This is a genomic window from Streptomyces spiroverticillatus (assembly GCA_014650415.1).
GTDB lineage: Bacteria > Actinomycetota > Actinomycetes > Streptomycetales > Streptomycetaceae > Streptomyces > Streptomyces spiroverticillatus.
This window is the reverse complement of sequence record BMUX01000003.1, coordinates 398,160-423,943: the sequence shown is the minus strand read 5'-3', so window position 1 is coordinate 423,943 and position 25,784 is coordinate 398,160. Positions and strand designations below refer to the sequence as shown.

General features: G+C 71.2%; 21 protein-coding genes. 12 read left to right on the top strand and 9 right to left on the bottom strand.

Going from position 1 to position 25,784, the window contains the following annotated elements; translation table 11 throughout:
- Window positions 1-2: 2 nt before the first annotated feature.
- From IE269_RS10050 to IE269_RS10030, 5 genes are all read left to right on the top strand, one after another.
- The gene (locus IE269_RS10050; RefSeq protein ID WP_189822476.1) at window positions 3-1,331 is read left to right on the top strand and encodes a dihydrolipoamide acetyltransferase family protein; all 1,329 of its coding nucleotides are present in this window, start codon (window positions 3-5) and stop codon (window positions 1,329-1,331) included.
- Window positions 1,332-1,395: 64 nt separating this feature from the next.
- On the top strand, window positions 1,396-2,358 hold the full coding sequence (locus IE269_RS10045) for an NTP transferase domain-containing protein (protein WP_189822475.1): 963 nt from the start codon (window positions 1,396-1,398) through the stop codon (window positions 2,356-2,358).
- A complete protein-coding gene (locus IE269_RS10040; RefSeq protein ID WP_189822474.1) occupies window positions 2,355-3,764 on the top strand; it encodes a molybdopterin molybdotransferase MoeA in 1,410 nt (469 codons plus the stop codon). Before IE269_RS10045 ends, IE269_RS10040 begins: the two co-directional genes overlap by 4 nt.
- A gap of 61 nt (window positions 3,765-3,825) precedes the next feature.
- Window positions 3,826-4,929, top strand: a complete 1,104-nt coding sequence (locus IE269_RS10035) for a potassium channel family protein (protein WP_189822473.1) — start codon at window positions 3,826-3,828, stop codon at window positions 4,927-4,929.
- A 139-nt stretch (window positions 4,930-5,068) separates the two neighbouring features.
- Entirely contained in the window at window positions 5,069-6,049 is a 981-nt protein-coding gene (locus tag IE269_RS10030; protein WP_189822472.1) for an NAD(P)H-quinone oxidoreductase, read from the top strand.
- 90 nt (window positions 6,050-6,139) lie between these two features.
- On the opposite strand, the gene IE269_RS10025 is transcribed toward IE269_RS10030, so the two are convergent.
- The 5 genes from IE269_RS10025 to IE269_RS10005 all read right to left on the bottom strand — a co-directional run bounded on the left by IE269_RS10025 (window position 6,140) and on the right by IE269_RS10005 (window position 13,414).
- A complete protein-coding gene (locus IE269_RS10025; protein ID WP_189822471.1) occupies window positions 6,140-6,682 on the bottom strand; it encodes a bacterial proteasome activator family protein in 543 nt (180 codons plus the stop codon).
- 110 nt (window positions 6,683-6,792) lie between these two features.
- Window positions 6,793-9,651, bottom strand: coding sequence for an FtsX-like permease family protein (locus IE269_RS10020; RefSeq protein WP_189822470.1), 2,859 nt, complete (start codon window positions 9,649-9,651; stop codon window positions 6,793-6,795).
- On the bottom strand, window positions 9,648-10,409 hold the full coding sequence (locus IE269_RS10015) for an ABC transporter ATP-binding protein (protein WP_189822469.1): 762 nt from the start codon (window positions 10,407-10,409) through the stop codon (window positions 9,648-9,650). The genes IE269_RS10020 and IE269_RS10015 overlap by 4 nt, the downstream gene beginning before the upstream one ends.
- A gap of 79 nt (window positions 10,410-10,488) precedes the next feature.
- On the bottom strand, window positions 10,489-11,136 hold the full coding sequence (locus IE269_RS10010) for a PadR family transcriptional regulator (RefSeq protein ID WP_189822468.1): 648 nt from the start codon (window positions 11,134-11,136) through the stop codon (window positions 10,489-10,491).
- A 655-nt stretch (window positions 11,137-11,791) separates the two neighbouring features.
- A complete protein-coding gene (locus tag IE269_RS10005; protein ID WP_189822467.1) occupies window positions 11,792-13,414 on the bottom strand; it encodes a protein kinase domain-containing protein in 1,623 nt (540 codons plus the stop codon).
- Between the two features lie 394 nt (window positions 13,415-13,808).
- Between IE269_RS10005 and IE269_RS10000 the strand changes: the two genes are divergently transcribed.
- Window positions 13,809-15,518, top strand: coding sequence for a protein kinase domain-containing protein (locus tag IE269_RS10000; protein ID WP_189822466.1), 1,710 nt, complete (start codon window positions 13,809-13,811; stop codon window positions 15,516-15,518).
- 3 nt (window positions 15,519-15,521) lie between these two features.
- On the opposite strand, the gene IE269_RS09995 is transcribed toward IE269_RS10000, so the two are convergent.
- The 3 genes from IE269_RS09995 to IE269_RS09985 all read right to left on the bottom strand — a co-directional run bounded on the left by IE269_RS09995 (window position 15,522) and on the right by IE269_RS09985 (window position 17,899).
- Entirely contained in the window at window positions 15,522-16,496 is a 975-nt protein-coding gene (locus IE269_RS09995) for a phosphotransferase (RefSeq protein ID WP_229897550.1), read from the bottom strand.
- Between the two features lie 203 nt (window positions 16,497-16,699).
- A complete protein-coding gene (locus tag IE269_RS09990; protein WP_189822465.1) occupies window positions 16,700-17,119 on the bottom strand; it encodes a pyridoxamine 5'-phosphate oxidase family protein in 420 nt (139 codons plus the stop codon).
- A 117-nt stretch (window positions 17,120-17,236) separates the two neighbouring features.
- Window positions 17,237-17,899, bottom strand: coding sequence for a response regulator (locus IE269_RS09985; RefSeq protein ID WP_189822464.1), 663 nt, complete (start codon window positions 17,897-17,899; stop codon window positions 17,237-17,239).
- 327 nt (window positions 17,900-18,226) lie between these two features.
- Between IE269_RS09985 and pdhA the strand changes: the two genes are divergently transcribed.
- The 5 genes from pdhA (at window position 18,227) to IE269_RS09960 (ending at window position 23,835) form a co-directional block, all read left to right on the top strand.
- Window positions 18,227-19,393, top strand: a complete 1,167-nt coding sequence (pdhA, locus tag IE269_RS09980) for a pyruvate dehydrogenase (acetyl-transferring) E1 component subunit alpha (protein WP_189822463.1) — start codon at window positions 18,227-18,229, stop codon at window positions 19,391-19,393.
- Between the two features lie 3 nt (window positions 19,394-19,396).
- Complete coding sequence (locus IE269_RS09975; RefSeq protein ID WP_189822462.1) at window positions 19,397-20,377, top strand: alpha-ketoacid dehydrogenase subunit beta; 981 nt, start codon at window positions 19,397-19,399, stop codon at window positions 20,375-20,377.
- Between the two features lie 13 nt (window positions 20,378-20,390).
- Complete coding sequence (locus IE269_RS09970; RefSeq protein WP_189822461.1) at window positions 20,391-21,818, top strand: dihydrolipoamide acetyltransferase family protein; 1,428 nt, start codon at window positions 20,391-20,393, stop codon at window positions 21,816-21,818.
- A gap of 77 nt (window positions 21,819-21,895) precedes the next feature.
- Window positions 21,896-22,537, top strand: coding sequence for a GntR family transcriptional regulator (locus IE269_RS09965; RefSeq protein WP_189822460.1), 642 nt, complete (start codon window positions 21,896-21,898; stop codon window positions 22,535-22,537).
- Window positions 22,534-23,835: an MFS transporter gene (locus IE269_RS09960; RefSeq protein WP_189822459.1), complete on the top strand. Its 1,302-nt coding sequence runs from the start codon at window positions 22,534-22,536 to the stop codon at window positions 23,833-23,835. The genes IE269_RS09965 and IE269_RS09960 overlap by 4 nt, the downstream gene beginning before the upstream one ends.
- Window positions 23,836-23,902: 67 nt before the next feature.
- Here the strand turns inward: IE269_RS09960 and IE269_RS09955 are convergent, their stop codons facing one another.
- Window positions 23,903-24,733: a maleylpyruvate isomerase family mycothiol-dependent enzyme gene (locus IE269_RS09955; protein WP_189822458.1), complete on the bottom strand. Its 831-nt coding sequence runs from the start codon at window positions 24,731-24,733 to the stop codon at window positions 23,903-23,905.
- A gap of 191 nt (window positions 24,734-24,924) precedes the next feature.
- Here IE269_RS09955 and IE269_RS09950 point away from each other — a divergent pair, with 191 nt between their 5' ends.
- Entirely contained in the window at window positions 24,925-25,719 is a 795-nt protein-coding gene (locus tag IE269_RS09950) for a carbon-nitrogen family hydrolase (protein WP_189822457.1), read from the top strand.
- Window positions 25,720-25,784 lie beyond the last annotated feature (65 nt).

Here is a 25,784-nt window from a genome sequence, read left to right as displayed (position 1 = left end):
CCATGGCGCAGGTGTTGGAGTTCAAGCTGCCGGACCTCGGTGAGGGGCTGACCGAGGCGGAGATCGTGCGCTGGCTGGTGCAGGTCGGCGACGTCGTCGCCGTCGACCAGCCGGTCGTCGAGGTCGAGACGGCCAAGGCGATGGTCGAGGTGCCGTGCCCGTACGGGGGCGTGGTCACCGCCCGCTTCGGCGAGGAGGGCACGGAACTGCCGGTCGGGTCACCGCTGTTGACGGTGGCGGTGGGCGCGGACGCTTCGGCCGGTTCCGCGGCGGGCGGTTCCGCTTCGGCCGGTTCCGCTTCGGTGAACGGTGACTCCGGGTCGGGGAATGTGCTGGTCGGCTACGGCACGACGGCTCCGGCGGCACGCCGGCGCAGGGTGCGGCCCGCAGGGGGCGCCGGAGCGGTGGCACCCGCCGCTCCGAAGGCGGCCCCGGCCGCCGCTCCCGCCCGTGTGCCCGACGCCGGGCCCGTGCCGGTCATCTCTCCTCTCGTACGTCGTCTGGCGCGCGAGAACGGGCTCGATCTGCGGCAGTTGAGCGGGTCGGGGCCCGACGGGCTCATCCTGCGCAGCGACGTCGAGCAGGCGCTTCAAGCCCCCGTGGCGGTTGCGGCTCCTGCGGTTCCTTCGGCGCCCGCCGCTGCCGAGCGCATCCCCCTCAAGGGCGTGCGCGGAGCCGTCGCCGACAAGCTGTCCCGCAGCCGCCGCGAGATACCGGAGGCCACCTGCTGGGTGGACGCCGACGCGACCGAGCTGATGGCCGCCCGTGCCGCGATGAACAGCGTGGGCAGCGGCCCCAAGGTGTCGGTGCTTGCTCTGCTGGCCCGCATCTGCACGGCCGTCCTCGCCCGCTTCCCGGAGCTGAACTCCACCGTCGACACCGAGGCCCGCGAGATCGTCCGGCTGTCCGAGGTGCACCTCGGGTTCGCCGCCCAGACCGAGCGCGGTCTGGTCGTCCCCGTCGTCCGTGACGCGCACACCCGCAGCGTGGACTCCCTGGGCGAGGAGCTGGTCCGTCTCACCGACGCGGCCAGGGAGGGCCGGCTCACCCCGGCCCAGCTCACCGGCGGCACCTTCACCCTCAACAACTACGGGGTGTTCGGCGTCGACGGTTCCACGCCGATCATCAACCACCCCGAGGCGGCCATGCTCGGCGTCGGCCGCATCGTGCCCAAGCCGTGGGTGCACGAGGGGCAGTTGGCGGTGCGCCAGGTCGTCCAGCTGTCGCTGACCTTCGACCACCGGGTCTGCGACGGCGGCACCGCGGGCGGCTTCCTGCGGTACGTCGCCGACTGCGTCGAGCACCCGGCCCTGCTGCTGCGCACTCTCTGACGCCGACGCGCCCCGGGTCCCCCTCGCCGTCGGCGGCCTGGGGGACCCGGCCATACTTCGGGGCATGAGTGCCCCTGCGTATGACGCCGTCGTGCTGTCCGGTGGTGCCGGGCGGCGGCTCGGCGGCGTCGACAAGGCCACCGTCCGGGTCGGCGGACGGACCCTGCTCGCCCGGGTCCTGACGGCCTGTGACGCGGCCGGGACCACCGTGGTCGTCGGCGGCCGGCACGCCACCGCCCGGCCGGTGACCTGGACGCGCGAGGACCCGCCGGGCGGCGGCCCGCTGGCCGCGCTCGCCGCCGGAGTCCGCGAGACCCGGGCCGTGCTGGTCCTCGTGCTCTCCGTGGACCTGCCGTTCGTGGACCGGGTGACGGTCGACACGCTCGTACGGTCCGTGCAGGCCGACCCGCACACCGACGCGGCGCTGCTGGTGGACGCCACCGGGCGCGACCAGCCCCTGGTCGCCGTGTACCGGGTCGAACCGCTGCGCCGCGAACTCGCCCTGCTGGCAGCCGAGTACGGCTCCCTCTCCGGGCTGCCGCTGCGGCTCCTCACCGCCGAGCTGGCCCTCACGCGTGTCACCGCTGCCGATTCCTTCGCCTCCTTCGACTGCGACACCTGGGAAAACATCGCGGCGGCCCGTGCCCGCATCAGGGAGCATGGGCACGTGCTGGATGAATGGATCACCGCAGTCAAGGACGAACTCGGCCTCGATCTCGACGTCGACACCCCCCTCCTCCTCGACCTCGCGCGCGACGCCGCGCACGGCGTCGCCCGACCCGCCGCCCCCCTGACGACGTTCCTCGTCGGCTACGCCGCAGGTCGCGCCGGAGCCGAAGGACCCGAGGCCGTCGCCGCAGCCGTTGCCAAGGCCACCGCCCTCGCCGCCCGCTGGGCAGCCGAGGCCGACGCCCCGGACAGCGGCAGCGGCCCTGCGGCTTCCGGTGGCGGTCAGGCCCCCGGCGGCGGTCAGGCCCCCGGCAATGGCCCGGCGGCCCCTGGCAGCGGTCAGGCGGGCCCGGCATGAGCGACACCGACCACGAGATCGACGGCATCGACCAGGCCCTCGCCCTCGTCAGCCGCACGCAGCCGCAGCCGCAGCCCCAGCCTTCGCCGCATCCCGCCGTGCCCGCACCCGCCGCCGAGGCCCCCGGCCCGACGGACCCCGAACCGGCCCCCGAGCCCCTCGAGGAGGCGTCGGCCGAGCCCGCCGCCGAAGCCCACCCCACCTCCACCCCCTGGCCCGACGCCCGGGCCGCCGCCGCGCTCGCCGGGCGCACCGCACCGGCCCGCCCCCGCCGCGTACCCCTGGAGCAGGCGCTCGCGCAGATCCTCGCCGAGCCCCTCGAAGCCCTCACCGACCTGCCGTCCTTCGACACCTCCGCCATGGACGGCTGGGCGGTGGCGGGCCCCGGCCCCTGGTCCTTCCACGACGGCCCCGGCATCCTCGCCGGGCGCACGGCCCCCGACCCGCTGGGCGACGGCGAGGCCGTACGGATCGCCACCGGGGCCCGTATCCCCGCCGAGGCGACCGCCGTCATCCGCCGCGAGCACGCCCACGCCGACGAGACCAAACAACGCCTCTACGCCCAGCGCGAGGTGATCCCCGGTCAGGACATCCGCCCGCGCGGCCAGGAGTGCCGTGTCGGCGACCACCTGCTGCCCGCGGGCTCCGTGGTGACCCCGGCGGTGCTCGGTCTGGCGGCCGCCGCCGGGTACGACACCCTGCTGACCGTGCCGAGGCCCACCGTTGAAGTGCTCGTCCTGGGAGACGAGTTGCTGACCTCGGGTGCGCCCCGCGACGGCATGGTCCGTGACGCGCTCGGCCCGATGCTCGCCCCCTGGCTGCGCGCCCTCGGCGCGGAAGTGCTCGACACCCGCTGCCTGGGCGACGACCCCCAGGCGCTCCGTAAGGCGGTCCTCGGCTCCGAGGCCGACGTCGTCGTCACCACCGGTGGTACCGCCGCCGGACCCGTCGACCACGTCCACCCCTTCCTCGACTCCGTCGACGCCGAACTCCTCGTGGACGGCGTCGACGTGCGCCCCGGGCACCCCATGCTGCTGGCCCGGCTCGCCCCCGACGCCCACCTCGTGGGGCTGCCCGGCAATCCGCTTGCCGCCGTGTCCGGGCTGCTGACGCTGGCCGAGCCCCTGCTGCGGGCGCTCGCCCACCGGCCGGCCCCCGAGCCGTACCGTGCTCCGGTGCGCGACGACGTGCCCGGCCACCCCGTCTCCACCCGCCTGGTGCCCGTCACCCACCGCACGGACGCCTCCGGCGCGGACCACGCCGTACCTCTGCACTACAACGGACCGGCGATGCTGCGCGGAATCGCGGCGGCCGACGGGCTGGCAGTCGTGCCGCCCGGCGGTGCATGCGCCGGGGACGTACTGGAAATCCTCGACCTGCCCTGGGCCGAAGGATGTTTCACGTGAAACATCGAGGGGTGTTTCACGTGAAACATCCGGGCGCACGGAAGCCAGGCCGACCGGAAGGATGTTTCACGTGAAACTGCCAGGCCATGACGCGATGGCTCGGGAGGCGGACGAGCACCTGAACACCGCGCCGGTGAAGCTGCCCAAGCGGGTCGTCGAACGCCCGCTGCGGCAGGTCGCCAAGCGGCTGCTGATGGCGCTGGTGGTGCTCGCGGTGACCGTCTTCATCGTGTGGATCGACCGTGAGGGCTACCACGACAACTCCGACGGCGGCGTGGACCTCCTCGACGCCGTCTACTACTCGACCGTCACCCTCTCCACCACGGGGTACGGCGACATCGTTCCCTACAGCGACGGCGCGCGGCTCACCAATGTGCTGCTCGTGACACCGTTGCGGGTTCTGTTCCTGATCATCCTGGTCGGTACCACTCTCGAAGTCCTCACCGAGCGGACGCGGGAGGAGTTCCGGCTGAATCGCTGGAGGTCCCAGTTGCGAGACCACACTGTCGTCATCGGGTACGGGACGAAGGGCCGGTCCGCGATGCAGACCCTCATCGCCACGGGCCTGAAGAAGGACCAGATCGTCGTCGTCGACCCGAGCGCCAAGGTCATCGAGACCTGCAACGCGGAGGGGCTGACGGGTGTGGTCGGCGACGCGACGCGCAGCGACGTGCTGCTGCGGGCGGAGCTCCAGCGGGCCCGGCAGATCGTCATCGCCACCCAGCGCGACGACACGGCGGTGCTGGTCACCCTCACCGCCCGGCAGCTCAACCGGGGCGCGAAGATCGTCGCCGCGGTCCGCGAGGAGGAGAACGCGCCGCTGCTGCGGCAGTCCGGCGCGGACGCGGTCATCACCAGCGCGAGCGCGGCGGGCCGCCTGCTGGGCCTCTCGGTGCTCAGCCCGAGCGCGGGCACGGTGATGGAGGACCTGATCCAGCAGGGCTCGGGCCTGGACCTGATCGAGCGGCCGGTCATAAAGAGCGAGGTCGGCAAGAACGTCCGGGAGACCGAGGACCTGGTGGTGAGCGTCCTGCGCGGACACCGGCTGCTCGGCTACGACGACCCGAAGGCCAGCCCGCTCCAGCTCACCGACCGGGTCATCGCGATCGTGCGGGCGGTGCCGGGCGCGGAGGAGACGGACATGCGGTTCAGTTCGGCGGACTAGAGGCCACCGGCGGAGCGTCTCAGTTCGGCAAACCAGAAGCCACCGGCGGAGCGTCACAGCGTACGGGGCGGACGTCGTCCGGAGGGCCCACTCGGGGCTCTTCGGACTGATCACAGGCACCGGGGGTAGTTTCGTGGCCATGCATGCGATCACGATCCCTGAACCCGGTGGCCCCGACGCACTCGTCTGGGCGGAGGTCCCCGACCCCGTCCCGAACGAGGGCGAGGTCCTTGTCGAGGTCGCCGCGAGCGCCGTGAACCGGGCCGATCTGCTCCAGCGGCAGGGCTTCTACGACCCGCCGCCCGGCGCCTCCCGCTACCCCGGCCTGGAGTGCTCCGGCCGGATCGTGGCCCTCGGCGCGGGAGTGCACGGCTGGGCCGTCGGCGACGAGGTGTGCGCGCTGCTCTCGGGCGGCGGCTACGCGCAGAAGGTCGCCGTGCCGGCGGGACAGTTGCTGCCCGTGCCCGAGGGCGTGGACCTGGTGACGGCCGCCGCGCTGCCGGAGGTCGCCGCGACGGTCTGGTCGAACGTCTTCATGATCGCCCACCTGCGCCCCGGCGAGACGCTCCTCGTGCACGGCGGCGCCAGCGGCATCGGCACCATGGCGATCCAGCTCGCCAAGGCGATCGGTGCGAAGGTCGCCGTCACGGCGGGCGGCCCGGAGAAGCTGGCCCGGTGCGCGGAGCTGGGTGCGGACATCCTCATCGACTACCGCGAGCAGGACTTCGTGCAGGAGCTGCGCAAGGCCACCGACGGCAAGGGCGCGGACGTCATCCTCGACATCATCGGCGCCAAGTACCTGGACCAGAACGTGAAGGCGCTCGCCACCAGCGGCCGTCTCGCGATCATCGGCCTCCAGGGCGGAGTGAAGGGCGAGATCAACCTCAACGCCCTGCTGCGCAAGCGGGCCGCGATCACCGCGACGTCGCTGCGTGGGCGTCCGCTGGGCGAGAAGGCGGCGATCGTGGCGGCGGTGCGCGAGCACGTGTGGCCGCTGATCGCGGCGGGCCGGGTGCGGCCGGTGGTCGACCGGGTCTTCCCGATGGACCGGGCCCCCGAGGCGCACACGGCGCTCGACGAGGGCAGCCACGTCGGCAAGATCCTGCTGACCGTGGGCTGAGCGGGCAAGCCGAAGGGGCCATGTTTCACGTGAAACATGGCCCCTTCGTGCGTCGTCCCGGAGGTACGCGGTCCTGGAGGTACAGGGTTCCTAGAGGTACGGGCCGCCCGTGCGGGCGCCGTGTCCGTGGCCGTCGTCCTCGTCGTCCTCGTGCGAGGCGCCCGGCGGCAGCGCCCGGCGCATCTGCTCCAACTGGGCGCGCGCGGCCATCTGCTGGGCGAACAGCGCGGTCTGGATGCCGTGGAAGAGTCCTTCGAGCCAGCCCACCAACTGGGCCTGCGCGATGCGCAGTTCCGCCTCGGAGGGGATGGCCTCCTCGGTGAACGGCAGCGACAGGCGCTCCAGTTCCTCGACGAGCTCGGGGGCGAGCCCGTCCTCCAGCTCCTTCACGGAGCTGGCGTGAATGTCCTTGAGCCGTACCCGGCTCGCCTCGTCCAGAGGAGCCGCGCGGACTTCCTCCAGGAGCTGCTTGATCATGCTGCCGATCCGCATGACCTTCGCGGGCTGTTCGACCATGTCCGTCACAGGCACCTCGCGCGACTCGTCGTCACCGCCGCCGAGCGCCATTCCGTCCTGCCCGACAACCAGGACCTGAGGGCTCTCCTGCGACCGTTCACTCCTCGGCATCTCCATGCCGTCATTCTCTCGTACACGTGCGTCAAGAGTGGGTGTGCCCCCGCACAAAGGTGATCCACCTTCGTACGGGGGCACAGCTTGGAGCAGTTTCACGGCGAGCCGTACGGTCAGCCGACCTCGCGCCGGGCGAGCGCGCCCCGGGAGCGGGTGACCAGCGCGGCGAGCAGGGCCGCGCCGAGCGGTACGACGACGATGAGCGCGCCGAGGGTCTCCCACGGGATGACGATCGGCATGTCCACGTTGGCCATGCCGCTGGTGCCCCAGCCCATGTCCAGGTGTTCCTGCATGTTGGCCGCGTCCGTGCGGCGGTCCGAGAGGATCAGGGCGATGGCGGGCAGCACACCGGCCGCCGATCCCAGGACCACTCCCATGAAGGAGACCGTTCCGCACTGGAAGCCGCTGAGCGCACGGCGTACCCGGGGCGGTGCGCCGACCGCGGCGAGCGTCTTCAGGTCGGCCTCGGCGTCGGCCTGGGCGAGCCCGGTGGCGATGCCTGCCGCGCCGATGGTGATCAGACCGGCGAAGACGGTCAGGGCCAGCAGCACGATGCCGTTCTCGCTGACGTACCCGGCCTCGATGACCACGCCCTCGTTGAGGCCGATCTTGTCGATCGCTCCGTCGAGGGCCTGCTTCTGCTCGGTGCTGGGCAGTGCGGACGTCGAGAAGACCACGCCGAAGGGAACGGTGGTGAACCCCGCGGACTTGGCGAGCGACGGCGGGACCAGCAGCTGGAGCCCGTAACCGTTCACGGACTTGGGTGCCAGGACCGAGGGCAGCTCGTGGACCTTGCCCGGTGCCTCCTTGTTGGCGGCCCTCGCCTCCTCGGCCTTCTTCTGGTCGGTGACCACGTTGATGCCGGTCTTGCCGTTCATGAAGGCCGTCTGGTCGAAGGAGACCGCCTTGCCCTCCTTGAGGGCGTTCACCAGGGTCGGGTCGGTGATGGAGAGGGCCTTGAGGACCTTCTCGTCACCGACGAGAACACCACCCTGCTGCGGAGTGTTTCCGCCCTCGTTGACCTGGCAGCGCCAGTCCTTGGAGAGCTTGCGCCGCTCGGCGACCGTGAAGGCGTCGGGGCCCTTGGCGGGGTCGTGCAGGGCGCAGCGGTTGGCCTTCGGGATGAAGACGTCGTACGTGCCGCACTTCTTGTCCTCGCTGTACGAGGTGCAGGTCTTGCTGCCGATGACGATGCGCTGGACGTCGGCGAGGGCGTCGAGCGAGATGTTGGCCTGGATCGCCTGCCGGACGGCGGGCACGTCGCGCCCGCCCGCCTCGTCGGTGGTCGCCTTGCCGCTGCCGTGCGGGAGCATTGCCTGGTACTGGGCGCGCTGCTTGGCGTCCTGGCTCTCGGCGTACGTCGCCACGGCGACCGTGCCCGCGACGGCAGCCAGCACCGCGGCGACGGCCGGAGCCGTGCGTCCCCGGTTGCGGACCGCGTCGCGCAGGGCGAGCCGGGGGGAGAGCGGAAGCCAGCCGCCGAGCCGGCCGAAGAGGCCGACCAGCACCGGGGTGAGGGCGACGACGCCCAGTTCGGCGATGCCGCTGCCGCCCGCGACCAGGAGGATGTTCTCGCTGCTGGTGGCCCCGTACAGGGCGATCGCGACGCCGAGGGCGACGGCGATCAGGCCGAGGACCGGCAGGACGCGGTTGGCGCGGCGCACTCCGCGCCGGCCGGTGAGGGAGGCCAGCGGGGTCTGCCGGGAGGCGTTGACCGCGGGCACGATCGCGGCCAGCAGACCGGTGATCACGGCGGCTGCGGCGATCCCCAGCAGCTCCAGGGGCTGCACGGTGAACGTGCCGAACCTCTTGCCCATGACCCCTTCGAGGACCGGTTGCAGGGCGAGGGTGAGCAGCAGGCCCAGGATGGTGCCGACGACGGCCGCGGCCACGCCGATCACGAGACCGCCGGACAGGACGATGGCCCGGATGTGGCGGCGGTCGCCGCCGTTGGCCCCGACCAGGCCGAGCTGACGGCGCGAGCGCCGGGCGCCGACGGCGAAGGCCGGACCGGCCAGCAGACAGACCTCGAGCAGGGCCATGCCGACGATCGTCGCGGCGATGGTCAGCAGCTCACGGTTGCTGCCGAGCTCCTCGGTCTTGCGCGGGTTCTTCTGGAAGTACGGGACCTCGGAGTCCGGCGGCGGCGACAGGATCACCGCACGCGAATTCACCTGGACGCCCTTGGCGTTGGCCTCCTTGACCATGTTCCACGTGAAACCTTCGCCGCCGACGGAGACGAGGTACGAGGTGTGGTTTCCGGCACTGGGCAGGCCCTGTGCCTCCAGCGCCTTGTTCAGCGGGGCGATGAAGGTGCCCGGAGGGGCGATGACCTGCGTGGTCTTCAGGGCGTGGGGCAGCTCGTAGGAGCCGACGACGGTGAACGTCGTGTCGAGGGAGCGGGCGGTGAGCGTGGAGCCCACGGAGAGCCCACTGTTCTTGAGGAAGGCGTCGGTGGCGGCGATCTCGCCGGCCTTCTCGGGGAAGCGGCCGCCGGTCGGCACGATCGCACCGGTGACCATCGGGTCCCCGGCCTTGATCTCGCGGAGTTCGGTGTCGAGCAGACCGTGCGTGGTGCGCAGCCGGGACATCGCCGTGGTGTCGGTGAGGACCTTCGCGCCCGCCGGGATCGCCTTGGTGACGTCGGCGTGGCCCTCGGGCATCGGCTTGTTCTCGTACTGCTCGAAGCCGCCGACCGGTTCGGTGCCGGTGAAGCGGGGGTCCGGCGGCTGGTGGATCGGCCCACCGCCCCAGCCCGCCTCGCTCAGGATGGCGTCGGCGGCACCCATTTCCCGGGTCAGGCCCTGGGCCGGGGTCAGTTCGGCACTGCGCAGGGTCACGTCGATGGCGCTGACGCCGAGGATCGGTACGGCGATCATCGCGAGGACGAGGATGCTGCGGCCCTTGGAGCGCCAGGCGTCGCGGCGGGCGATGCGGATCGCCGCGAGCCAGGAGTGGTACCAGCCCTTCACTTGGCGCCCGCCTGCCCGCCCGTGCCCGTGCCGGAGCCGGCGAGGAGCGATTCGGCGTCCGTGCGGATCGTCTCGTCGACGACGGAGCCGTCGCGCAGGAAGACCACCCGGTCCGCCCAGGCGGCGAAGCGCGGTTCGTGGGTGACGAGGATGCCGGCGGCGCCCGCGTCGCAGCGCGAGCGCAGCAGTGCGAGGACGGACTCGCCGGTCTCGGAGTCGAGGGCGCCGGTCGGCTCGTCCGCGAGGACCAGGCGGCGGTCGCCGACCAGGGCGCGGGCGATGGCCACGCGCTGCTGCTGGCCGCCGGACATCTCGTCCGGGAAGCGGTCGGCGAGGTGGGACAGGCCCATCTCCTCCAGCGCGGCGAGCGCGGAGACGCGGGCCTTGCGTGCGGAGGTTCCGTCCAGCTCGCGGGGCAGTGCCACGTTCTCGGCGGCGGTCAGTGCCGGGATGAGGTTGTAGTCCTGGAAGACGTAACCGATGCTGCGGCGGCGCAGCGCGGCCAGTTCCTTGCGGGTGACCTGCGTGATGTCGGTGCCCTCGACGACGACCTTGCCGGAGGTGGGGTTGTCGAGACCGCCCGCGATGGTGAGCAGGGTCGACTTGCCGGACCCGGAGGGGCCCATCACGGCGACGAGCTCGCCGGGGAAGACGGAGAGGTTCACGCCGCGCAGGGCGTGTACCTCGGTGGCGCCGCTGCCGTGTACACGGGTCAGCTGCTCCAGTTGCAGCACGGGCTGCCGGGACTGGTCGGACATGGGTGTGGGGTCCCCCCTGGGAAGGCCGTGCGGCACGGGGCGCCGTCCGGCGGTCGTACGGAAGTGGGAGCCGCGCGGTTCAGCGGCGCCGGGAGGCGCGTGCGGGTGCGCTCTCGGCGGTACGGGGCGCGGGTTCGGCCGGTGGCGGAGTGGCTCCCCGCTTGGCCGTGGCGGAGAGCCGGACGAGCCGGGACTCGGAGTGGTCGAGCCAGCGGGCCTCGGCCTCGGTCTGGAAGATCAGCTGCTCCAGGACGAGCAGCCACGCCATGTCGTCGCGGCCCCGGGCGTTGTCCTGGAGGTCGCCGCCGGACTCGACGGCGATCAGGGCCTGCGCCTTGAGCCGGGTGTAGTCCTGCATCGCCTTCAGGGTGGCGTGCCGCTGGGCCTGGATGACGGCCTGGATGTCGACACCGGGTGCGCCGACGGCCATGGCCAGCTTGATCGCCAGTTCGTCGCGGGGCGGGCTGGTGCGGTCGACGGGGCGCTCGAACCACTGGCGCAGTTCCTCGCGTCCGGCGTCGGTGATCGCGTACAGCGGGTGGCCCGCGTCGTCGTCGCCGCCCGGGACGACCATGCCGTCGCGCTCCAGGCGGCTGAGCGTGGTGTAGACCTGCCCGACGTTTAGGGGCCAGGTGGCGCCTGTGCGGGACTCGAATTCGGTACGCAGCTGGGAGCCGTACCGGGGGCCCTGTTCCAGGAGGGCGAGGAGCCCGTGGCGGATCGACATACTGAGTATGTATACCGAGTATGCCCGCGGTGGCAAGCGGGTGACGGTCCGGATGGCTCGGTCCGCGTGCCCGATTGATTGCGGTATGTGACGCTGAGTCCGATGGTTCGGCGGTACCGACGGGAGGCGGTCGTTCCGATGGCTTCAGGGGTCCGCGGGCGCGTGACGGTGTGGGTGGCGGGGGGCCTGCTGGTGGTGTGCGGTGGGGGGACGGCCGGGGCGGAGGAGGTTCCGTCGCCGGTCGTTTCCGCGTCGCTCGAGGTGTCGCCCCGGGCGTCGGCTGTGGCCTCGCGTGCGGCGGCCGGTGGGGAGCGGCTGGCCGGAAGGAAGGCGGGGGTGGGGCGGGTCAGGCCGGGGAGGGTGACCGAGCCGGAGGTGGTGCGGCCGGTGGCGGTGAGGCTGCCGGCGGTGCCGGCGAGGCCCGTGCGGCCGTCGCCGTCGAGGACGCCGGTGTCACGGCCTCCGGCGGTGGTGCCGCAGGCGGTGGCGGGGGGTGCGGGGGCGGGGGTCAGGCCGGTGCCGCTGGGGGTGGGGATCGTGCTGGTGGGGATGGGGCTGGGGTTCTTGGGGATGCGGATACGGCGGCAGTGAGGGGATGCGGGCAGAGGGGGCGCGGCCGTGACCGGGATGGGCCGGATCGGGCGGGCCCGGGGGGCTACTGGGCCGGGTTGCCGGTGGAGACGGTGAGTTCGATGTTGGTGGCCTTGGGGTCGATCGCCGAGCCCGCGAGCGGGAACTGGTCGATGACCGTCTCCTCGCCCCACTGGTTCTCGTCGGTCGGCTTCTCCCGGACCGTCCAGCCGGCGGCCTGGGCGCACAGCTTGACCGAGCGCACGTTCTTGTAGACGAAGTTGGGCACGACGACCTTGGACGGGTCGAGGTTGTCCTCCTTCGGGTCGCTGCACTCCGTGTCCTTGAGCGTCTTCGACCGGTCAGGACCCTTGTGACCCGCCTGCGTGGTCGGGTTGTCCTGCTTGTCCTCCGGCTTGTCCTTCGGGAGGAGCGCGAAGATCACGCCGCCGATCACGGCCAGCACGACCACCACCGCACCGATCAGCATCGGGGTGTTCTTCTTCTTGGCCTGCCCGCCCGGCGCACCCGGAGCGGGCATCGGCGTCGAGGGCGGCGTCGGGTTCTGCGCGTACGGCGCGGGCGTCGCGTACCCGCCCTGCTGCTGCGGGTACCCGTACGCGGCCTGCGGCGCCGGGGTCGGCATCGGTGCGGGCGTGGCGGGACCGTACGGGCTCGGAGTCGGCGGCTGGTACGGCGTCTGCACGCCGCTCTGCGGCACCCCCTGCCCCATCTGGTCGACCGGCGGGAACACCGCGGAGCCGACGCCCGAGCCCGCGCCCTGCACCGGGCCGCTGCCCGGGACGATCGAGGGGGCGGCGCCCGGCTGCAACGACGCGAGCACCCGGTGGCACTCGTCGGCCATGGCGGCGGCGCTCGGGAAGCGCTCGTTCGGGTTCTTCTTCAGGGCCCGGGCGACCAGCGCGTCGATGGCCGGCGGGAGCGTCCGGTTGATGGAGGACGGGGCGACCGGCTCCTCCTGGACGTGCGCGTACGCGATGGCCAGCGCCGAGTCGGCGTCGAACGGGATCCGGCCGGTGAGCAGCTGGAACAGCATGATGCCGACCGAGTACAGGTCGGAGCGGGCGTCCACGCCGCGCCCCAGTGCCTGCTCCGGCGAGAGGTACTGCGGGGTGCCGACGACCATTCCGGTCTGGGTCATGGACGTGACGCCGGACTGCATGGCGCGGGCGATGCCGAAGTCCATCACCTTCACGACGCCGCGCTTGGTGACCATGACGTTGCCGGGCTTGATGTCGCGGTGGACCAGGCCCATCTCGTGGCTGGTGTCCAGCGCCGCGAGGACGTCGGCGGTGACCTTCAGGGCCTTGTCGGCGGGCATCGCGCCGTACCGCTGGATGTCGTTGTTCAGGACCGAGCCGAGCGGCTGTCCCTCCACGTACTCCATGACGATGTACGGCATCTGGGAGCCGCCCAGATCGTCCTCGCCGGTGTCGAAGACCGAGACGATGTTGGTGTGCGAGAGCTTGGCCACGGCCTGCGCCTCGCGCCGGAAGCGCTCGCGGAAGGCGGCTTCGCGACCCAGTTCCGTATGCAATGTCTTGATCGCGACCTGGCGGTCCAGGGCGGCGTCGTAGGCCAGGTAGACGGAGGCCATGCCCCCCTCGCCGAGCAGGTCCCGAAGCTGGTAGCGACCACCTGCCACGGAGCCGCCCGCGTACCGGCCCTGCGTGCCGTCCTGGCTCATGACTGTGCTTCCCCCTCGGCCGCGGTGGACCCGCGTCGGACCGGCGCTCGCTCGTGCGGAGACAATGCGGAGGCAATCCGCGATCATCCCTCATTACGGGCCAAGTCTGCCCCAGGGCACTGACACGTCAAGCGAGGTGCCCGTTCCGTGACCGTACGGGAGAGGAAGAGTCTCGGAAGCGTTATCCGCGCGACCCCGAAGGGTGGGTAATTTGCACGGGTACAGGCGCAACGGTTTTGATGGCAGGTCCATCTGATAGCAGAGGGGCCACGCATGAGGCTGTAGCGTGACGTGGCGGAGAACCCTGTGAACCACCGCGACGCGGGCTTACGAACCGTCGGTTTCCGGACCGTACGGACCCGCGGGCGCGGACAGATGATGACGGCGAGGACTGATGGCACCCGAACCCGAGGACACCGGCGGTGGAGTGTCTGACCTGCCGGAATCGTTCGGTATGGGCGGACTTGTCGGCGATGGTCGCTACCGGCTGACCCATCGTCTCGGCCGCGGCGGCATGGCCGAGGTCTTCGCCGCGGAGGACGTGCGGCTGGGCCGCCAGGTCGCGGTGAAGCTGCTGCGTTCCGACCTCGCCGAGGACCCGGTCGCCAAGGCGCGCTTCACGCGTGAGGCGCAGTCCGTCGCCGGCCTCAACCACCATGCCGTGGTGGCCGTGTACGACTCGGGCGAGGACCGCATCGGCGGCAACCTCGTCCCGTACATCGTGATGGAGCTCGTCGAGGGCAACACCATCCGCGACCTGCTGCTCAACGCCGAGGCCCCGGGCCCGGAGCAGGCGCTGATCATCGTCTCCGGCGTGCTGGAGGCCCTCGCGTACAGCCACCAGCACGGCATCGTGCACCGCGACATCAAGCCCGCGAACGTGATCATCACGCACGGCGGCGCGGTCAAGGTGATGGACTTCGGCATCGCGCGCGCCCTGCACGGCGTGCAGTCGACGATGACGCAGACCGGCATGGTCATGGGCACCCCGCAGTACCTCTCCCCGGAGCAGGCGCTCGGCAAGGCCGTCGACCACCGCTCCGACCTGTACGCCACGGGCTGCCTGCTGTACGAACTGCTCGCGCTGCGGCCCCCGTTCATGGGCGAGACGCCGCTGTCGGTGGTCTACCAGCACGTCCAGGACCTCCCGGTGCCGCCGTCCGAGATGTCGGACGTGGCCCCGCCGGAGCTGGACGGCCTCGCCATGCGCGCCCTCGCCAAGGACCCGGACGACCGGTTCCAGAGCGCGGAGGAGATGCGCGGTCTGGTGCAGTACGGGCTCCAGATGCTCCAGCAGCAGGGCAGCCACACGGGCACCTGGAACACCGGCCCCGTCGAGATGCACGAGTCGGGCTACACCCCGGCGCACGGTGTCGCGACGACGGCCGCCATGGGGCACCCGACGCACGGCGACACCTCGCAGTTCCGTCCGGGCGGCGCGATGCTGCCCCCGCAGAACCCGCACGACGGGGCGTACGACGACGGGTACGACGACCGTCCCAGCCGCGCCAAGATCTGGATCTTCGCGTTGATCGCGGTCCTGGCGATCGCGGGCGGTGTGGCGTACGCGAACGACTTCTTCGGCGGGAAGAAGGAAGAGAAGCCGCCGGTGCACACCACCGGCCCGAGCACTCCCGGCGCCACCCCGACCGACGAGGACTCCCCCGACGACGAGGAAACCTCCGGCGGCAGCAGCGAGAACGGCAGCTCCTCCACCAACGGCGGCACCGACGGCGGCAACAAGCTGCCCCCGCCGCCGAAGAAGTCGCCGCCGAAGACCGAGACGAAGCCGCCGAAGGAAGACCCGACGAAGCCTCCGGCCACCGGTGGCACCGCCAACCAGGGCACCACCGAGGGCACCACCGACGGCAACGCCAACCAGGGCACCACCGACGGCAACGCCAACCAGGGCACGAACCAGGGCACCACCGAGGGCACCACCGACGGCAACGCCAACCAGGGCACCACCGACGGCAACGCCAACCAGGGCACGAACCAGGGCACCACCCAGGGGACCACCGAGGGCCAGCCGGGCGGCAACCCGGCCGGGAACGCCAACGCCGGTGCCGCCCAGGGCACCGACACGGCGGGCACCAAGCCCTAACGGCTACCCCGCGAAGGCGTCCAGCACGGCTTCGTACTCCTTGGTCCACCAGACCGCCAGGGCCGACGCCGCAGGAAACTGCGGGTCGGCCCTTCGGTCGTGCAGCTGGTAGCGCCAGCGCAGTATCCAGAAGTCGTTCAGCCGCTCCCACCACACCCGGTGCACGGCGGCGGCCAGTTCGGCCTCCCCCGCCCCCGTGGTGCGCCGGTAGGCCCGTGCGTACGCGCGGGCCTTGGTCAGTTCCAGCTCGCCGTCCGGCCGTACGAAGAAGATGGCGGCCGCACGGACCGCTTCCTCGGCGCGGGGCTGCACCGCGAGCCGGTCCCAGTCGACGATCGCGGCGGGTTCGGCGCCCCGGTAGAGCAGGTTCAGCGGGTGGAAGTCGCCGTGCACCCACCCGGCGGTCGGCTCGGCCCCGGCGGGCGGGCGGCGGTGTGCGTGCCGCTCCAGGAGCGTGCGGCGCTCCAGGAGGCGGTGTTCGGCCAGGACGTCGAAGGCGTCCCTGGGGTGCCTCCTGCGGGCCAGCAGCAGCAGTTCGTCGATGGTCTCGAAGCTGTCGCGCGGATCGGCGCTGAGCTGCCCGCCGTCGCGTCCGGCGGCCGACTCCATGACCTGGTCCAGGCAGGTGTGCACGACGCCCAGCAGGGCGCCCAGACGCAGCGACTCGGCCTCGGTGAGCTGGGCGCCGTCCCGGTGGCTGCCGTCGATCCAGGGGTGCAGGGCGTAGCAGCGTCCGCCGACCACCGCGACGGTGTCGCCGTCGGTGCCGGGCAGCGGCGGGGCGACGGGGACGCCGAGGGCGGCCAGGCGCTGGGTGGCGCCGTGCTGGCGGGCGATGGCGGTGCGGTCGCCGTCGAGGTGGTGCTTGAGGAAGAAGTCGCCGCGGGTGGTGGTCAGCCGGAAACCGTGGTTCAGCAGGCCCTGGGCGACGGGCTCGCAGGACACCGGCTCGCCCAGGAACGCGTACCGGCGCAGCAGGCTGCCGAGGGGCGGGGCGGGTGCGGATGTTTCACGTGAAACGCCGACGGACGCGACGGATGCGGCCGACGCGACGGATACGGCGGACGCGATGGACGCGATGGACGCGATGGATTCAGCGGGTTCGGCGGGTTCGGCGGGTTCTGCGGATACAGATGAGCGCGGCACCCGGCAGATGTTAGATCACGACAGGTTACGTGGCCTCACCCTGCGTGCTGAAGGGTGCGCTCGCGGACGTCGCGCAGGGTGTGGACCAGGAAGAACTGCGGGTCGATCCGCATGTACACGGGGTCGAAGGGCTCGCCCTCGACCTCGGTCGGCCCGGGGCCGAAGAGCTCCCGATGGGCCTCGGTCGGCTCGATCACCCGGGCCTCGCCGGTGGCCTGCACGGACCACAGCAGCACGTCGCCGGAGTTGAAGTTGTCGGTCTCGTACGCCACGACACTGCCGTTGCAGGCCTGGTGGTAGCCGTAACCGGCGTGCATCCGCAGCAGGACCGCGCCGTCGGTCACCACGTGGCGGGCGACGGCGAGGAACGGCAGCGCACGCATGCTGGTGGCGACCCGGCCGTACGGGACGGAGGTCAGCAGCTGCATCGCGCGGAAGCGCTCGGAAGTGGGCATGTCTTCACTGTGCGCGATGGCCGGTGGCCGCCAAAAGAGACCTAGGTCCCGAGAAAAGTCACAAAGTGCCTGATCAGGGGGCCTAGGGGGGTGCTTGGGGCGGTGCTTTCCAGCAGGTCAGCGCCGTTCTTCGGCCTGCATCCGGGCGACGTAAGCGGCGGCCTGCGAGCGGCGTTCCATGCCGAGCTTGGAGAGCAGACTGGAGACGTAGTTCTTGATCGTCTTCTCGGCCAGGTGGAGGCGCTCGCCGATCACGCGGTTGGTGAGGCCCTCGCCGATCAGGTCGAGGATCTTCCGCTCCTGCTCGGTGAGGTTGGCCAGCCGCTGGTCGCCCTTGGCGCTGTTGCCCGCCCGCAGCCGCTCCAGGACGCGGGCGGTCGCGACCGGGTCGAGCAGGGACTTGCCGGCGGCCACGTCCCGTACCGCGGACAGGAGTTCACTGCCGCGGATCGCCTTGAGGACATAGCCGGACGCACCGGCCATGATCGCGTCGAAAAGGGCCTCGTCGTCGGCGAACGAGGTGAGCATCAGGCATTTGATGTCCTCGTTCTGCGAACGGACTTCGCGGCAGACCTCCACACCGCTCCCGTCCGGCAGCCGGACGTCCAGCACAGCTACATCGGGACGGGTCGCAGGGATCCTGACCAGGGCATCTGCCGCCGTACCGGCTTCTCCGACAACCTCGATGTCGTCCTCGACGGAGAGCAATTCATGAACACCTCTGCGGACTACTTCGTGGTCATCGACGAGGAAAACGGTGATTTTGCCTGATTCGCGCACGCCGCCATCCTCACATACGAACTCTTCCCGTGCCCGAGGTGACCGGGATAACGTTCCCCTGTTCCGGCGGCCCGCAAGGCTCTGACCAGTGGTTGTTCCCGCATTCTTCGATTTACTTGGAAATCCAAGCAAAATCGCAGGTCAAATGGGGTTTCGCAGTTATGCGAAGCACTGGGTAACGTTCTTTTGACAGGGCGCTCGCCGGGGCACCTGTCACGCCCTGTCCCGGCCGAGCCGCACCCACCCCGTGCGCGGGTACGGATTCAGGGCGAGCCGCACTGGTTTCCCGGCAGACCCCGGGGGCCGGACCGACGGAGGAGCACGCACGTGACCGTGGAGAGCACTGCCGCGCGTAAACCGCGACGCAGCAGCGGAGCAGGCACCAAGCGCGCCAGCGCCAAGAAGACCCCCGCGACGGCCGCCGACGAGCCGCAGCTCGTACAGCTGCTGACGCCCGAGGGCGAGCGGGTCACGCACCCGGACTACGAGATCGACCTGTCGGCCGACGAGCTGCGCGGGCTGTACCGGGACATGGTCCTCACCCGCCGCTTCGACGCGGAGGCGACCTCGCTCCAGCGTCAGGGCGAGCTGGGCCTCTGGGCCTCGCTGCTCGGCCAGGAGGCCGCGCAGATCGGCTCCGGGCGCGCACTGCGGGACGACGACTACGTCTTCCCGACCTACCGCGAGCACGGCGTGGCCTGGTGCCGCGGCGTCGACCCGACGAACCTGCTGGGCATGTTCCGGGGCGTCAACCACGGCGGCTGGGACCCCAACAGCAACAACTTCCACCTGTACACGATCGTCATCGGCTCGCAGACCCTGCACGCCACCGGCTACGCCATGGGCGTCGCCAAGGACGGTGCGGACTCGGCCGTGATCGCGTACTTCGGCGACGGCGCGTCCTCGCAGGGCGACGTCGCCGAGTCGTTCACCTTCTCCGCGGTCTACAACGCCCCGGTGGTCTTCTTCTGCCAGAACAACCAGTGGGCGATCTCCGAGCCCACCGAGAAGCAGATGCGGGTGCCGCTCTACCAGCGCGCCCAGGGCTTCGGCTTCCCGGGCGTCCGTGTCGACGGCAACGACGTGCTGGCCTGTCTGGCCGTCACCAAGGCCGCGCTGGAGCGTGCCCGCAGCGGTCAGGGCCCCATGCTGATCGAGGCGTTCACCTACCGGATGGGCGCGCACACCACTTCCGACGACCCGACGAAGTACCGGGCCGACGAGGAGCGTGAGGCGTGGGAGGCGAAGGACCCGATCCTGCGCGTCCGTACGTACCTGGAGAAGCAGGGCCTGGCCGAGCCGGCCTTCTTCGAGGAGCTGGAGGCCGAGAGCGAGGCGCTCGGCAAGCGCGTCCGCGAGGCGGTGCGCTCGATGCCCGACCCGGACACCATGGCGATCTTCGAGAACGTCTACGCGGACGGGCACGCGCTCGTCGACGAGGAGCGCGCGCAGTTCGCCGCCTACCAGGCGTCGTTCGCCGAGGAGGGCAAGTAAGCCATGGCAGTCAAGAAGCTTCCGATCGCCAAGGCGATCAACGAGTCGCTCCGCACGGCGCTGGAGAACGACCCCAAGGTCCTCATCATGGGCGAGGACGTCGGCAAGCTCGGCGGTGTCTTCCGGGTCACCGACGGCCTGTTCAAGGACTTCGGCGAGGGCCGGGTCATCGACACCCCGCTCGCCGAGTCCGGCATCGTCGGCACCGCGATCGGCCTGGCCCTGCGCGGCTACCGGCCCGTCGTGGAGATCCAGTTCGACGGCTTCGTCTTCCCGGCGTACGACCAGATCGTCACGCAGCTCGCGAAGATGCACGCCCGCTCGCTCGGCAAGATCAAGCTGCCGGTCGTCATCCGCATTCCGTACGGCGGCGGCATCGGCGCGGTCGAGCACCACAGCGAGTCGCCCGAGGCGCTGTTCGCGCACGTCGCGGGTCTGAAGATCGTCTCGCCGTCCAACGCGTCCGACGCGTACTGGATGATGCAGCAGGCCATCCAGGGCGACGACCCGGTGATCTTCTTCGAGCCCAAGCGCCGCTACTGGGACAAGGGCGAGGTCGACACCGACGCCATCCCCGCGCCGCTGCACAAGGCCCGTGTCGCTCGGGAGGGCACGGACCTGACGCTCGCCGCGTACGGCCCGATGGTGAAGGTCTGCGTCGAGGCGGCCGCAGCGGCCGCCGAGGAGGGCAAGTCGGTGGAGGTCGTGGACCTGCGCTCGATGTCCCCGATCGACTTCGACGCCATCCAGACCTCGGTCGAGAAGACCCGCCGCCTGGTCGTCGTGCACGAGGCGCCGGTCTTCTACGGCGCGGGCGCGGAGATCGCCGCCCGCATCACCGAGCGCTGCTTCTACCACCTGGAGGCACCGGTGCTGAGGGTCGGCGGGTACCACGCGCCGTATCCGCCGGCGCGCCTGGAGGAGGAGTACCTGCCGGGTCTGGACCGGGTGCTCGACGCCGTCGACCGCTCGCTCGCGTACTAAGGGGCCGACTGACATGACTACGACGCAGAACGCTTCCCGCTACCGCGAGTTCAAGCTCCCCGACGTGGGCGAGGGCCTCACCGAGGCCGAGATCCTCAAGTGGTACGTCCAGCCCGGCGACACCGTCACCGACGGCCAGGTCGTGTGCGAGGTCGAGACGGCGAAGGCGGCCGTCGAACTGCCCATCCCGTACGACGGCGTGGTGCACGAGCTCCGCTTCGAGGAAGGTGTGACGGTCGACGTCGGCACCTCGATCATCGTGGTCGACGTGGCGCCGGGAACGGCTGCTCCGGAGGCGCCCGCCGCTGCTCCGGCTCCCGCTCCCGTGGCGGAGCCGGAGGAGGACGAGGCGCCCAAGGGCCGCCAGCCGGTCCTGGTCGGGTACGGCGTCGCCGAGTCCTCCACCAAGCGCCGGGCCCGCAAGGCGGACACCCCGGCACCGGAGAAGGCGGCCTACTCCGCCGCCGTCCAGGCCGAGTTGAACGGCACGTCGACGTCGGTCGAGGCCGTCGAGGAGCGCACGCGCCCCCTCGCCAAGCCGCCGGTCCGCAAGCTGGCCAAGGACCTCGGCATCGACCTCGCGACGGTCACGCCGACCGGTGCCAACGGCGTCATCACACGCGAGGACGTGCACGCGGCGGCGGCTCCGGCCGCCGAGCCGGATGTTTCACGTGAAACGGTCGTCGAGGCCCCGGGCACCGTGGTGGGCTTCGCCGGGATCGACACGACGGCACCCGCTTCCCGCGAGAAGGTCATCCCGATCAAGGGCGTCCGCAAGGCCACCGCCGCCGCCATGGTGAAGAGCGCCTTCACCGCCCCGCACGTCACCGAGTTCATCACCCTCGACGTGACCCGCACCATGAAGCTGGTCGCCGACCTCAAGTCGGACCCGGACATGGCGGGGCTGCGGGTCAACCCGCTCCTGCTCATCGCCAAGGCCCTCCTCGTCGCCATCAAGCGCAACCCGGGCGTCAACGCCGCCTGGGACGAGGAGAACCAGGTCATCGTGGAGAAGGAGTACGTGAACCTGGGCATCGCGGCGGCCACCCCGCGCGGGTTGATCGTCCCGAACATCAAGGACGCCCACGCCAAGACCCTGCCCGAACTGGCGTCCGCTTTGGGTGACTTGGTGTCGGTCGCCCGTGAGGGCAAGACCTCTCCGGCGGCCATGCAGGGCGGCACGGTGACCATCACCAACGTCGGCGTCTTCGGCGTCGACACCGGCACCCCGATCCTGAACCCGGGTGAGTCCGCGATCCTCGCGGTCGGTGCGATCAAGCTCCAGCCCTGGGTTCACAAGGGCAAGGTCAAGGCCCGCCAGGTCACCACGCTGGCGCTGTCCTTCGACCACCGCTTGGTCGACGGCGAACTCGGGTCCAAGGTCCTGGCCGACACGGCCGCGATCCTGGAGCACCCGAAGCGTCTGATCACCTGGGCGTAACCGCAGGTCGCAGAGGGGCCCGTCCGCATCGCGGACGGGCCTTCCTCTTGTACACCTGTTGTATCTAAGCTGTGCGCATGCCAGCCGCACCCCCCGCCGCCGAACGTGTCTACGACCACATCAAGAGGGGGGTGCTCGACCGCAGCTACGAGGGCGGGACGCTCCTCACCGAGGGACACCTCGCCGAAGCCGTCGGAGTCTCCCGCACCCCGGTGCGCGAGGCACTGCTGCGTCTTGAGGTCGAGGGGCTCATCAAGCTCTACCCGAAGAAGGGCGCCCTGGTGCTCGCGGTCTCCGCGCAGGAGATCGCCGACGTGGTCGAGACGCGGCTGCTGGTCGAGGAGTTCGCCGTACGCAAGGCGATCCCGGCCTCCCCCCGGCTGATCGAGCGCCTGGAGGAACTGCTCGACGAGCAGCGGACCCTGGCGCTCGCGGGCGACCTGGCGGAGGTCGCCGTCACCGACCGCTGTTTCCACGCCGAGATCGTCCGCAACGCCGGGAACCAGATCCTCTCCCGCCTCTACGACCAGATGCGCGACCGCCAGCTGCGGATGGGGGTGGCCGTGATGGAGGCCCACCCGGACCGCATCGCGCTCAACATCACCGAGCACGCCGAGATGCTGGAAGCCATCCGGGCCGGTGACGCCGATGCCGCGGCGGCCTGCGTGCGCCGCCATGTCAGCCGCGTGAAGACGCTGGTCAGGGGGGACGACCGATGAAGCCGTCAGCACAGGCCGTGCACGGTGACCCGCCCGGCGGCCGCAAGGCCATGGCGGTGTGGTCGATCGGCGTCGCCGTCTACTTCGTCGCGGTCATCTTCCGCACCAGCCTGGGCGTCGCGGGCCTGGACGCCGCCGACCGCTTCCAGGTCAACGCCTCCGCGCTGTCCACCTTCTCCATCCTCCAACTGCTCGTGTACGCGGGCATGCAGATACCCGTCGGCCTGCTGGTCGACCGGCTCGGCACCAAGAAGGTGCTGCTCATCGGCGCGGTGCTGTTCACGCTCGGCCAGGTGGGCTTCGCGCTCTCGCCGACGTACGGCATGGCACTGCTCTCCCGCGCGCTGCTCGGCTGCGGCGACGCGATGACCTTCATCAGCGTGCTGCGGCTGGGCACCCGCTGGTTCCCGGCCCGGCGCGGGCCGATGATCGCGCAGGTCGCCGCCCTGTTCGGGATGGCAGGCAACCTCGTCTCGACACTGGTGATCGCGCGGGCGCTGCACGGGTACGGCTGGACGGCGACCTTCGTCGGCAGTGCGGCGGCCGGTGTCGTCGTCCTCGTACTGACCCTGCTCTTCCTGAAGGACCACCCCGAGGGGCACGAGCCGCCGCCCGCAGTGAAGGGGGGGCCTTCGTTCGTACGGCAGCAGATCGCGGCCGCGTGGCGCGAGCCCGGCACCCGTCTCGGGATGTGGGTGCACTTCACGACGCAGTTCCCGGCGATGGTCTTCCTGCTGCTGTGGGGGATGCCGTTCCTCGTGGAGGCACAGGGCATGTCGCGGGCGACGGCCGGTGAGCTTTTGACGCTGGTGGTGCTCTCCAACATGGCGATCGGGCTCGTGTACGGGCAGGTCATCGGCCGGCACCACGCGGCGCGGGTGCCGCTGGCGCTCGGCACGGTGGCGGCGACCGCCCTGCTGTGGGGCGCCACGATCGCGTACCCCGGCGAACATGTGCCGGTGTGGCTGCTGGTGACCCTGTGCGTGGTGCTCGGGGCGTGCGGGCCCGCCTCGATGATCGGCTTCGACTTCGCGCGGCCCGCGAACCCGCCGGAGCGGCAGGGCACGGCCTCGGGCATCGTGAACATGGGGGGCTTCATCGCCTCCATGACCACCCTGCTCGCGGTGGGCGTGCTGCTGGACGCGACCGGCGACAACTACCGGATCGCGTTCGCCTCGGTGTTCGTGCTGGAGGCGGTGGGCCTGACCCAGATCCTGCGGCTGCGCACGCGGACGGTGCGACGCGAGCGGGAGCACCTGGTGGCGAGCAGGGTCGAGGCCGTGCACGTGCCTGTGTAGAAGGTCCCGACGCGCGCGTGTTTCACGTGAAACATCCCGTCGGCTACGGCCACGGCTTGGGCTGCCGCTACGGCGTGACCGCGAAGTTCCGCAGGATCTCGTGCGCCAGGTCCTCGTCGCCCTCGATCTTCACGAGGTCGGCCACCGCCGCGTACCGCACCCGCCCGCAGGCCAGCCGGTAGTACGTCTCCCAGTCCAGGGCGATCGTCACCAGCGGACCCAGCGAGGGGGTGCCGTCGATGGTGCCGAGGCCCTGGGCGTCGACGCGGACCGTGCGCAGGAACTCGACCGGGCCGTGCACGTCGAAGACGACCGCCGAGTTCGGGGGTGCGCCCGCTTCCTTGGCGACGACCTTGGGCAGGGCGCCCAGCAGGAAGTCCCGGGTGACGTAGGCGCCGGGGGAGTCCAGGTTGCCGGGCTGGTGGAAGGTGGTGCGCAGGTCCTGCTCGTGCACCCACACGTCGAACGCCCGCATACGCAGGGCCGTTTCGAGCGGGATCTCGCGGCCGGAGAGCGGCGAGCGGACCAGGGTGTCGGGGGTCCGGGTCTCGTTCCGCAGCTGCCGGTTGCGGCGGATGATCGTGTACTCCAGCTCCGAGGTCATCTCCGGCGCCGTGTGGTGGCGGCGGACGTCGACCTGCACCTCCAGGTAGCGGGCCAGGTCGGAGGTGATGTGGAAGAGGTCGCTGGGCAGCGTGTGGATCGGGCGGGGGTCGCCGAGCATCTCGCACTCCGCGCCGATGACGTGGGAGACGAGGTCGCGCACCGACCAGCCGGGGCAGGGCGTGCGGCGGTTCCACTCGCCCTCGACGAGCGGCTTCACCAGCTCGGATATCGCCTCTATGGAGTGCGTCCAGGCGTCGGCGTAGGTCTGCAGGGCGGGATGGTGGACGGTCACGGGACCCCTCGGGCGGTTCAGTGGCGGCGGCGCGGACGGTGCGGCTGGGTTGCCGTGCGTGCGTGCGGGCAGGTGCGGTCTGGGTGGCGGACTTGGACGCTAAGTTACGCTGCCCGGAGGCACCCCGGCAGTGCTTTCGTGTGACGATCGTAGGCCCGTGTTGACGGCTCGAATGCCAGGACGGTGGTAGTGTGCGCGCCTCTCTGCTCCAGATCGACGTAAACGATGACGAATCGGTCAATTCCCGCCGGGAGAGGGTCGCTTCACTGGTGAGGGCGCAGCAGGATAGCGACCTCGTGGTGCTTCCCGAACTCTGGCCGACGGGTGCGTGGGCGTACGAGGGATTCGCCGAGGAGGCGGAGCCGCTGGAGGGTCCGACGTACGAGGTGATGGCGAAGGCCGCGCGGGATGCCGGGGTCTGGCTGCACGCGGGCTCCTTCGTCGAGCGGGACCCCGACGGTCCCCTCTTCAACACCTCCCTCGTCTTCTCCCCCGACGGCGGACTCGCCGCCGTCTACCGGAAGATCCACCGCTTCGGTTTCGACGAGGGCGAGGCGGTGCTGATGGCCGCGGGCGGCGAGCTGGTCTCCGTGCCCGCGCACGGGCTGCAGCTGGGGCTGGCGACCTGTTACGACCTGCGCTTCCCGGAGCTGTTCCGGGGGCTCGTCGACGCCGGCGCCACCGCCTTCGTGATCCCTGCCGGGTGGCCGGCCAGGCGGCGGGGACACTGGACCCTGCTGGCCAGGGCCCGTGCGGTCGAGAACCAGGCGTACGTCCTGGCCTGCGGCACCGCCGGGACGCACGGCGGTGTCGAGCAGGCCGGGCACAGCATCGTGGTCGACCCGTGGGGCGAGGTGCTGGCCGAGGCGGGACCCGGTGAGGAGGTCCTCGTGGTGGAGCTGGAACCGGGGCGTCCGGAGGCCACCAGGGAGCAGTTCCCGGCGCTGAAGGACCGGCTCCTGGGGCTTGCCGCACCCCGCCGCTGAGCTGCCCGACGGCCCTGTTCAGGGCCGTCACTCGCTTGGGCTTCGCCGTTCGCGCCCTGCCCTGC

Bases quoted from the DNA above. Each gene is read 5' to 3' on its own strand.
- IE269_RS10050 (WP_189822476.1), top strand. From the start codon at position 3: ATGGCGCAGGTGTTGGAGTTCAAGCTGCCGGACCTCGGTGAGGGGCTG.
- IE269_RS10045 (WP_189822475.1), top strand. From the start codon at position 1,396: ATGAGTGCCCCTGCGTATGACGCCGTCGTGCTGTCCGGTGGTGCCGGG.
- IE269_RS10040 (WP_189822474.1), top strand. From the start codon at position 2,355: ATGAGCGACACCGACCACGAGATCGACGGCATCGACCAGGCCCTCGCC.
- IE269_RS10035 (WP_189822473.1), top strand. From the start codon at position 3,826: ATGTTTCACGTGAAACTGCCAGGCCATGACGCGATGGCTCGGGAGGCG.
- IE269_RS10030 (WP_189822472.1), top strand. From the start codon at position 5,069: ATGCATGCGATCACGATCCCTGAACCCGGTGGCCCCGACGCACTCGTC.
- IE269_RS10025 (WP_189822471.1), bottom strand. From the start codon at position 6,682: ATGGAGATGCCGAGGAGTGAACGGTCGCAGGAGAGCCCTCAGGTCCTG.
- IE269_RS10015 (WP_189822469.1), bottom strand. From the start codon at position 10,409: ATGTCCGACCAGTCCCGGCAGCCCGTGCTGCAACTGGAGCAGCTGACC.
- IE269_RS10010 (WP_189822468.1), bottom strand. From the start codon at position 11,136: ATGTCGATCCGCCACGGGCTCCTCGCCCTCCTGGAACAGGGCCCCCGG.
- IE269_RS10005 (WP_189822467.1), bottom strand. From the start codon at position 13,414: ATGAGCCAGGACGGCACGCAGGGCCGGTACGCGGGCGGCTCCGTGGCA.
- IE269_RS10000 (WP_189822466.1), top strand. From the start codon at position 13,809: ATGGCACCCGAACCCGAGGACACCGGCGGTGGAGTGTCTGACCTGCCG.
- IE269_RS09990 (WP_189822465.1), bottom strand. From the start codon at position 17,119: ATGCCCACTTCCGAGCGCTTCCGCGCGATGCAGCTGCTGACCTCCGTC.
- IE269_RS09975 (WP_189822462.1), top strand. From the start codon at position 19,397: ATGGCAGTCAAGAAGCTTCCGATCGCCAAGGCGATCAACGAGTCGCTC.
- IE269_RS09970 (WP_189822461.1), top strand. From the start codon at position 20,391: ATGACTACGACGCAGAACGCTTCCCGCTACCGCGAGTTCAAGCTCCCC.
- IE269_RS09965 (WP_189822460.1), top strand. From the start codon at position 21,896: ATGCCAGCCGCACCCCCCGCCGCCGAACGTGTCTACGACCACATCAAG.
- IE269_RS09960 (WP_189822459.1), top strand. From the start codon at position 22,534: ATGAAGCCGTCAGCACAGGCCGTGCACGGTGACCCGCCCGGCGGCCGC.